Source organism: Rhodococcus sp. (in: high G+C Gram-positive bacteria) (assembly GCF_049299235.1).
GTDB lineage: Bacteria > Actinomycetota > Actinomycetes > Mycobacteriales > Mycobacteriaceae > Rhodococcus.
In genome coordinates, this window is record NZ_JBAQXC010000012.1 from 59925 (window position 1) to 70125 (window position 10201).

Consider the following 10201-nt stretch of genomic DNA (forward strand, 5'->3'; position numbering starts at 1 on the left):
GTCGACGGCACCACCGTCACCGGACCGGCATCGCGCAGTGCATCGAGCGCGCTCTTCCACGAATACGGAGGGCCGAATGCTTGCGCCGCCGCCAGATGTATACGTACTCTATCGCGCAGGGAACTCAACGATACCCACGCCGTCGGGTTGCCCGCGCTCAGCACAGGTGCGCTTACCCAACCGACCAGGATGAGGCAGGGGCGGAGAACCCGGCCCACGATTCGATATCGACTCGCCGCCCGGAACGGTCTGGATGCGGATGACATCGACCGGTGACGCTTCCGGTACAGACGAGACGAGACGAGGCCGGATCATGTTCGAACTGTTGGATCAGCAGCAGAAACTCTCACGGCGACAACTTACGCTGGCTGTGATCGCCGCATGGGCGGTGTGCCTGGAATTTCTCGACTACTTCTTGATCGGGTTCATCCTGACATTCGTTGCGGGACCATGGAATCTGAGCTTCGGGCAGAGTTCGATCATTCTTCTGTCCTCCGGAGTCGGCGCAATCATCGGGGCGATCTTCTTCGGTCGTTTGGCGGACCGGATCGGGCGGCGACGAGTCTTCCTGATGACCATCCTGATCTTCACCGCTGCGACGGCTGCCTTGGCTCTCACCCCTGATTCGGCATCGTACGGGTGGCTGTATCTGACGTTCTTCCGCGTCGTCATCGGATTCGGGGCGGGCGGACTCTATGTCGTCGATCTCCCGCTCGTACAGGAGTACATGCCGGCGGCCAAGCGTGGGCGCGTAGCGGGAGTGGTGACCGCCTCGGTGCCACTGGGATTCCTTGCCGGGTCGCTCATGGTGTGGCTGCTTGCCGATGTCATCGGATGGCGCGGCATCCTGGTGGTGGCAGCGGCCATGGGATTCTTGGTCCTTCTGCTGCGTCTCGGCATCCCCGAATCTCCACGTTACCTGGCTCGGAACGGCGACCTCGAAGGTGCGCGCCGGTCGATTGCGTGGGCACTCGACAGGCCCATCGACGACGTTCCTCCCGGCATCGGCGTCGTGGACGAAGCAGCAAGCGCCCGTACTTCTTTCCGTGATCTCATCCGGTATCCCCGAAGCTTCTGGACGTCTGTGCTGGCGAACCTGGGCATGCAGACGGGCTACTACGGACTCACCTTGTGGACACCGACGTTGCTGATCATCGTCGTCGGAATCTCCCCGACGGAGACCGGATTCTTCATGATTTTCGTGACCCTGGGTGCATTGGCCGGCCGATTCGCGCTGTCCTACCTGTCGGAGGTGATCGGCCGACGCCTCGCGGGCGGCCTCGCCGGAATCGGTGCTGCAGTCACCACTGTCCTGGCCGGGATGATCGGCAATGTCACGTGGATGGGCATATCCGCATTCTTCTTGATCATGATCGTGGTCTACTTCTTCGGCGAAGGTGGATTCGCGATCGTCGGCCCGTACTCGGCAGAGGTATGGCCGAGCAAGCTTCGCACTACCGGGATGGGATTCTCGTACGGAATCGGCGGTCTGGGCAAAATTATCGGCCCGCTCGGTCTTGGCTTGATTCTGGGATCGTCGAACCTCGTCAAACCCGAGGCGTCCGAGCAGAACCTGCTTCCGGGATTCAGCTACTTCGCGGCGTGGTACCTGCTGTGCGCCGCGATGTTCCTGTTCGTGGGATTCGAGACTCGCGGGAAGTCGATCGAAGCGCTGGACAACGAAATCGAGAAGCAACGCACCCGCGGCCGGGGCACACCGGTATCCTGACTGACCGCACGGCCCACCCGGACGTGCCGAGCAATCGATGACGATACGCTGGCGTCATGTCTTCCGATGAGAGAGGGCCTGTCACGTCCGCTCGTGACCTGCCGGATCGTCGAACGTCGGGTGCCCCGCTGACGAATCGAACCTTCGCGTCGATGCTCGGGAGCGGGTTCGTCGCTCCGGTGACGACACTCGGTCACGGTTCGGCAGTTCGTGATGTCACTGGCGTCGCGATCTATGACATGACATCGGATCTCGCTGGCTCCCATGATGTTCAGCTGTGGTTGAGCCAGCCCGAGCGGGCCGATGTAGCTCCGCTCGTGGCGTTGCTCGCGGCCTCCGCTGTTCCCGGCATCGTTCTCGATCACGTTCCGGAACTGTTCGACGTCGCCGCTGTGCAGCGGGTCACCGAGGAGACGGGGGTCGCCGTCTGGTGTAAGCGGGAGGGGGTGCCCTGGATCCAGGTGCTGGACGAGTCGAGGTCGGTGGTCGAGTCCGCCGGCACACGGCCCGGCGCAGTCGGCGGCACGGTCGCGCTGGGGGATATCCACCGGTTGGCGGACTCGTTGGCGGACTACCTCGGTGGCGCGGTCGTCATCGAGGACGCACGGCTGTCCGTACTCGGCTATTCGATCGACTGGGTCGGCAACGATCCGGGTCGCGACGCTGCCATTCTGACCCGCAGCATGCCCGCCGAGTGGGTGCACTATCTGGGAACGACAGGAGCACTCGAGCGGCTTCGCACGACCGACGACGTCATCGAACTCGACGGCGGGCCGTTCCTGGAGCGTCAACGCTATATCGCTCCGATCAGAGTGGATCGCCAGTTCAGAGGTGTGATCTGGCTGGCCCAGGGGAATATCCCGCTGCCGGCCGATGCCGCCGAGAGACTGCGCGTCGCGGCTGCGGCGGCCGCGCCGCACCTGCGGCGGCATTTGGAACTCTACGCTTCCGAGCGGGCTGCGAAGGCCGGTCACATGCGGGCACTCCTCGCAGGCGAACCGGTATCACGTACGGACATCGAAGAACTCGGCCTGTCGGACGTGGCCGCAGTCGTACTCATCGTGATTCGCACCAGCGACGCGGCCGACCTGGACGATCGGCAGAAGGAGCGGCTGCAGAACACCGTCGCACTGTCGTGCCGGGCCGCCCACTCGAAATACGCGGTGTCGACGATCGGAAACGCGGTCTACTGCATTGCGGCGCCGCCGTCCGCGGGCAGCAGAAGCGGCACCCTTCTCGGGGAAGCATTGTTCGAGTCCTGTTCTCGCACACTGAACACCCCACTCCACGTGGCGGTGACGGACACGGTGGCCGGCCTCGACTGCCTGTCGTTGCTGCGTACTCAGGCCGACTTGATGCTCGAATCGCTCCGGCGCCACGAGGCACGCACGTCCCGCGTGATGACGATTCCCGCGGCGGCACCGGCACTGCTGCTCGATCGGTTCGCCGAGGCCGCCCGGGACATGCACCAGGTGGTCCGGTACGACAAGGTGGACGAGCTTCGGGCGTACGACCTCGCGCACGGATCGGAGTACGCGCGGACGTTGCACGTGTACCTCACCAAGAACGGACAGGTACCGGAGGCGGCACGAACGCTGAACCTGCATCCGACGTCGTTGCGGTATCGGCTGCGACGAATCGCCGAACTCTTCGACATCGACTTGAACAGCCCCGACGAGCGCCTGCTGTGCCTCGTGCTCCTGCGCTCGTAACCGCGCCTCTCACCGAACCGAAGACACCCACTCGATCCGCGTCGGCTCCGCAGATCAGCGCCCGTGCACGGAGCGACATCCGGGGGCGCGCACGCAGTCGAATACTCCAAATCGAGGAAGACTTCTGCATTCTTTCCTCTCATATGAGGAATACATTCCGATGCGCCTGTGATGAACTAATCAACAACCGGTTCATGTGATTTAGACCACTAATCCACTCGACGAAGAGAGTCGACGGTGACCGAAGCAACTTCCCCCCTGCGGGCAGCAACCATCATCCGTGGCCACGCTCTTGGCCCGACACGGCTGATGATCGTCCTCGCGATCATGGCAACGACGAACATGCTGAACGCGATGGATCGTCAGATCTTCCCCATTCTCCTGCCGCAAATCCAGGGACACTACGGCTTCTCGATCGAGGCGGCAGGCCTACTGAGTACCATCTTCACTCTGGGCATCGGCTTGGCGGGCATACCCGCCGGCATCATCGCGGACCGGTTCGATCGCAAGTTGGTCATCGTCACCTCCATCGGTATCTTCTCCGTCGCGACGGGACTCCAGGCGACGGCGGTCTCGTTCGCCGACATGTTCGTCTATCGCGTGCTCACCGGAATCGGAGAGGGTATCCAGAACGCGGCCCTGTTCGCCGTGGCCGGCGCCTTCTTCCATCACCGCCGCACGATGGCCCTGGGGGTGCTGACGGGTGCCTACGGCCTGGGCGCCGCACTGTCGCCTGTCTTCGGTGCAAGCATCATGGACATCACGGGCCATTGGCAGACACCGCTGATCGCGCTGGCACTCTTCGGTGTGGTTGTCATGCTGCTGTGGAACTTCGTTCCCCGCTCGGTCACGCAAACGGGCACGATCGGCGACGGCGCCTCACCCGTCGCACACGATCAGCCCTCGCTCGTCGAACGAAGCCGACTGTCCACCCGAAATGTCGTTCGACTGTGCGCCATCGCCGCGGTAACGGGCGTCATGATCTACGGCTACCTGGGTCTGTATCCCACGTACCTCATCTCGGTGCGCGATTTCTCGACCCGAGAGGCAGCAATCGTCATGAGCAGCTTCGGAATCGGCGGGATCAGCGCCATTCCGCTCGGAATGCTGGCCGATCGCTGGAACCAGAAGTGGCTCAACGTGATCGCCTTGTCCGGATTCATGGTCGTCGGTAGTTCGATATTCATCGTGGTATCCGATGCATTCGCGATCCAGCTGATCCTGTCCTTCCTGATGGGCATGTTGTTCACCGGCATCGTCTACCCGAACAGCATGTCTCTGCTGCAGAAGAACATGCCCGCGAGCCGGGGGGGATTTGCGACCGGCCTCTTCGTCGCCATGTTGTACATCCCGTCGAGCATCTCCGGCTACCTGATTGCCTTCCTCGCCACCAAGTTCGGCTGGCAAGTTGCCGGCGCGTCGACAATGGTTGCCCTCGCCGCCGTTTCGTTGATCGTCATGTTCACCTACCGACCCAGTGACCAACTGTTCCGGTAGAAAATCTCCCCTCCTCATCGGCGTACCTCTACGTCACAGCAACAATTATCGGATTGGACGCGACCATGTATCTCATCTCCACCGACACCGGCGGCACCTTCGTCGACACCTCCATCGTCGACGCGGACGGCGAGTTGTTCGTCGGCAAGGCACCCAGCACGCCACACGAACCGGCCAAGGGGCTCCTGGAATCCATCGATGCCGCCGCCAGCCGGTTCGGGGAAAGTGCGAGCGGAGTCCTGTCCAAGTGCCGGCTGTTCGTCAACGGCACGACGGTGACGACGAACGCTCTCATTCAGCGCAAGGGCACGAAGACCGGTTTCATCACCACAGCGGGCTTCGAAGACACCCTGCTCATCGGGCGAGTGCGTTCCCGGACGGCCGGGCTCGACGCGATGGAGATCACCGACTACCGGCACGCCGAGCGCCCGGACCCGATCGTCCCCCGCGACCTGATCCGGGGCGTCGTCGAGCGTGTGGACTACCAGGGCGAGGTCATCGCCTCTCTGGACGTCGAGCACGCAACGCGCGTCGTGGACGAACTCGCTGCCGAAGGGATCGAAGGCCTGGCCATCTGCCTCCTCTGGTCCTTCCGCAACCCGGTTCACGAGCAGGAACTGAAAAAGCTTGTTGCGGTGCGTCACCCGCATATCTATGTGACGACGTCCAGTGATCTCGTTCCGGTCATCGGCGAGTACGAGCGGGCCAACACGACCGCGATCAACTCCTTCCTCGGACCTACGCTGCAGAACTACGTGCGCGGCGTCGAAGACGTCGTGTCGAGCACCGGGTACGGCCGCGAGATCCTCATCATGCAATCGATCGGCGGGTTGTCCCCGGCAAGCGAACTCGCCGAGCGTTCGGTCACCTCACTCCACAGCGGACCCGTCGGCGGTATCGTGGCGGCACAGAAACTCGGTGAGCAACTGGGCGAGCCGAACATCGTCACCGCCGACATGGGCGGAACCAGTTTCGATGTCGGGCTGATCGTCGACGGGTCGCCCCAGACCGCGAGCCAGACCATCGTCGAGCGCAACATTCTGCGGGTGCCCGCGGTGGAGGCCGTGAGCATCGGTGCGGGCGGCAGCAGTGTGGCCTGGCTGGACGAGGTCGGCGCGATCCGACTCGGCCCCCAGAGCCAGGGATCGTACCCCGGGCCGGCGTGCTATGGACGCGGCGGCACGCTGGCCACGGTCACGGACGCCGACGTCGTTCTCGGCTACATCAGCGCGGACTATTTCCTCGGCGGTGCGATGAAACTCGACCGCGAGAAGGCCATCGAAGTCGTCAACGAGAACATCGCGAAGCCGCTGGGCATCTCGGTTGAGGAGGCCGCGTTCGGGATCTACCGAATTGCCAACTCCCACATGGGCGATCTCGTCCGACAGATGACGATCGAACGTGGCTACGACCCGCGCACGTTCACCCTCGTGAACTTCGGCGGCTGCGGACCGACGCACTGCACCGGGTACGGTCCCGAGGTCGACGTGAAGTCCAGCATCATCCCGGCCGCGGCAACGGTCTTCTCCGCCTTCGGTATCGGGCAATCGGACATCCGCCATTTCTCGAGTCGCTCCCTCCGTCCCATGACGATCATCCGACAGGGCGAACCCGTCGACCCCTCCGTCTCGGACGAGGTCAACGAGATCGTCCGCAGTCTCTCTGACGACATGCGCGAGCAGTTGCAGCGCGACGGCGTCCCAGGCGACGACGGCACGTTCGAGATCCACATGGAGTTGCGGTACAAGGGCCAGACGAACGAACTCACGATTCCCGTGCGGGCCGAACTTCCCATCGGCCAGACGCACTTCGACGAGATCGTCGCGAACTTCGAGCGTCAGTACGAGATGCTGTACGGCAAGGGCGCACGCTCGACGCTGTCGGCATTGGAGCTCATCACCATCCGTGTCGACGCGACGGTGACCCCTCCCGGCAGCGCCTCGACGATCAGCAGGCCTCGCTACCAGGAATCGGGTGACCCGCTGGTCGGCGAACGTGAGGTCTACTGGCCGGATCGCGGGTACACGCCGACGCCGGTCTATCGAGGCGAACTGCTTACCCCCGACCAGCCCGTCATCGGTCCGGCGGTCATCGACACCTACGGAACCACCATCCCTCTCCACCCCGGTCAAATCCTCGAAGTGGATGAAACCGGCAACTACTACGTCCGCCACTGAGGATTGGAACAGACCATGAGTTTGGCACCTACCGAAACAGAACGCTTCACTCCCCGAACCGACCCCATCACCTTCGAGGTGCTGCGCCACCGGCTGTGGCAGATCAACGACGAGCAGGGCAGGACCGTGATCAACGTCTCGGGTTCGCCGGTCGCCTCGGAAGCGAACGACTTCGGGGTCGCGCTCACCGACGCCGAGGGCAACCTGGTCACGCTCGGCCAGTACCTCATCCATCACACCGCCGCGATCTCCGAGGTGGTACGGAATGCAATCGAATCGTTGGGAGACGAGGTCGGGGTCGGCGACGTCTACCTCACGAACGACCCCTGGATGGGCGCCCTGCACCAGAACGACGTGTGCTGCGTCGCACCCGTGCATCACGACGGCACACTCATCGCCTGGACTGCCTGCATCGTGCACCAGATCGACGTCGGCGGGCCGGTGCCCGGGAGTTGGAACCTCGACGCCCACACCGCATACGAGGAGGCGCCGCGCTATCGATTTCTGCGCGTGATGCGGGACGGACGGATCCAGAACGATGCCGTGTCGACCTACCTGACCAATTCGCGAACGCCCAGCTCCCTCGAGCTCGACCTGCGCGCGATGATCGCGTCGTCGAACGTCGTCAAGGAGCGGCTCGCCGAGACGATCGATCGTTATGGCGTCGGGGCGGTCTCGGACACCATGCAGGACTGCATGGACTACACCGAACTCCTACTGCGCCAACGGCTCGCGTCGATCGCCGACGGCGAATGGTTCGCCGAGGACTTCATGGACCACAATGGCCACGAGGACGGCGCCTACGGCATCCGGCTCAAGCTCAGCAAGGCCGGCACCGCACTCCACTTCGATTACACGGAGACCGACGATCAGACCGACGGTTCGATCAACAGCGCCTATGCGGGGGCCCTCGCCGGTTCGCTGTCTCCGGTCATGACGCAACTGTGCGCCAACATCCCGTGGAACCAGGGCGTGATGCGTTGTGTCGAGATCGCCACACGCGAAGGCACCCTCAATCACGCCCGCTTCCCGGCCCCCGTCGGTGGCGCATCCATCAGCGCGACACACCACACATCCAATGCGGCGATGTCCGCAGTGGCACGAATGATCACCGACAGCCCGTCGGCCGGTGTGGAACCGGCAATGGCGAACTGGAGCGGTTCACCGTACGTGTACAACGTGTTCGGCGAAAACCAGTACGGCGAACCGTTCGGCACCATGCTCATCGACTCCCACCTGGGCGGCGGAGGCGCACGGTCGTTCGATGACGGCTATACGGCTGCCGGAATGCTCTCCGTTCCCCAGGCCAACGTGCCCAACGTGGAATCGGTGGAAGGGCTGAGCCCGTTCGTGTATCTCTACCGTCGACGCGCACAGGACTCCGGTGGCGCGGGTGGTCACCGCGGTGGTCTCGCAGTCACCAGCGCGATGGCGCTCAGTGGCACAAGCCGGCTCAACGTCACCGTGAGCACCCAGGGCGCGCAGCACTCGTGCGCCGCCGGGCACGACGGCGGCTACCCGGGTGCCGGCGTCAACACCAGCGTCGTCCGGCAGCCGGACACACTGGACCGACTGGTGCGCGAACAACGGGGTGACGACGTCGACGAGTGGGGCGGGGAGGTCGAACTGCTGTCGTCGAAGGCCCGGCTCCTCCTCGAGGCCGGTGACATCCTCGTGACCTCGCCCCACGGCGGTGGCGGACTCAAGGATCCGCTCCTGCGCGATCCGGCCTCCGTCGTAGCCGACGTGACCAGAGGGGATGTGTCGGAACAGCAGGCGCGCACGGCCTACGGCGTCGTGATCTCGTCGGGTGAACTCGACGCGCACGCAACACAGGAGTTGCGCCTGCAGATCCGAACCCAGCGGCTCGACGGCACCGCCCCGGTACAGGATTCGATCACCACGCATCGGTCGGACCCCGCGCTGATTCAGCGCGTCGGTGCGGTGGGCGGTGCGGGACCGCTCATCGGCCGCAAGTGGGATGGCGACAGCCCGTTCTTCCAATTGCACGAGTACATCTGCCCGGCGAGTGGCTACCTGGTGGACGTCCAGATACGTAAGCGCGGCGACACCCGTCGCGAACTCGGCCCGATCACCTCCGACGACTGAAGGACACAACACATGCTGTACACACGATCGAACGCCAAGACCTATGCGCGCGAGAATATGACAGGAGTCTGGGGAGCAATTCCCTATCCGTTCACGGCAGACTTCGAACTGGATGAGGCGGGCCTGCGAAGCAACGTCCGCTACTACGTCGAGAACGATCTTCTCGACGGCATCTTCTGCGGCCACTTCATGAGCGAGTTCTGGTCATTGGATCTCGACGAGAGGCGCCGCGCCGCCGAAGCCGTCGTGGAGGAGGTCGCCGGGCGCGTCCCGGTCGTCGTCCAGACGGGCCATCATTCGGCGCGGGAGAGCGTGTCGCTGACACACCATGCCGAGCAGATCGGTGCCACCTACGCCGCCCTGGGCAACCCGTACTTCATGGTGAGCCCGACGGAGGGAATCTACGACTACTTCAAGTGGATTTCGGACCGAACGGACATCGGGATCCTCATCTCGAACACCGGGTACACCGGCATCAACCTGGCCCCGGACATGCTCAACCGGCTCGCCGACCTCGAAAACATTGTGGCGGTGAAGAATCCGCAACCATTGGAGCACACCCTCGAAACCGTGCGAGTGGCGGGAGATCGCCTGATCGTCGCGGACCCGGACGAGCGGAAGTGGCTGAAATTGATCACGGAGCACAACTTCCGTCTCTACACGTCGTCGCCCGCGCCGTACATCATCCAGTATCCCGGTCACACCCCGATCAAGGACTACACCGCGCTCGCGTTCAACGGCGACATCGAGGGAGCCAAGGCGATCGCCGACACGCTGGGCGCACAGCGTGACCTCATGGACAAGTGGCTGCACGACCCGTGGGGTGCGTCCAAGCTGATGCCGATCGCGAACCTCAAGGTGTGGACCGAGGCACTCGGAATGGCCGCCGGCCCGGTTCGTCCGCCGCTGACGCAGATGGACGAGGCGGCGCGCGCCGAACTGCACGACGACCTCCGCAGCATCGGCCTGCCCCTCGC

6 protein-coding genes are annotated in these 10201 nt (G+C 63.8%); all 6 read left to right on the forward strand.

The window, feature by feature from the left end:
* Positions 1–313 precede the first annotated feature (313 nt).
* Positions 314–1729, forward strand: a complete 1416-nt coding sequence (locus tag WAX14_RS00740) for an MFS transporter (protein WP_422626182.1) — start codon at positions 314–316, stop codon at positions 1727–1729.
* Positions 1730–1968: 239 nt separating this feature from the next.
* A complete protein-coding gene (locus tag WAX14_RS00745; RefSeq protein WP_422626183.1) occupies positions 1969–3441 on the forward strand; it encodes a PucR family transcriptional regulator in 1473 nt (490 codons plus the stop codon).
* 237 nt (positions 3442–3678) lie between these two features.
* On the forward strand, positions 3679–4938 hold the full coding sequence (locus WAX14_RS00750) for an MFS transporter (protein WP_422626184.1): 1260 nt from the start codon (positions 3679–3681) through the stop codon (positions 4936–4938).
* Positions 4939–4991: 53 nt separating this feature from the next.
* On the forward strand, positions 4992–7115 hold the full coding sequence (locus WAX14_RS00755) for a hydantoinase/oxoprolinase family protein (RefSeq protein ID WP_422626185.1): 2124 nt from the start codon (positions 4992–4994) through the stop codon (positions 7113–7115).
* Between the two features lie 15 nt (positions 7116–7130).
* Positions 7131–9224: a hydantoinase B/oxoprolinase family protein gene (locus WAX14_RS00760; protein ID WP_422626186.1), complete on the forward strand. Its 2094-nt coding sequence runs from the start codon at positions 7131–7133 to the stop codon at positions 9222–9224.
* Positions 9225–9236: 12 nt separating this feature from the next.
* On the forward strand, positions 9237–10201 hold a 965-nt coding region (locus WAX14_RS00765), incomplete at its 3' end, for a dihydrodipicolinate synthase family protein (RefSeq protein ID WP_422626187.1).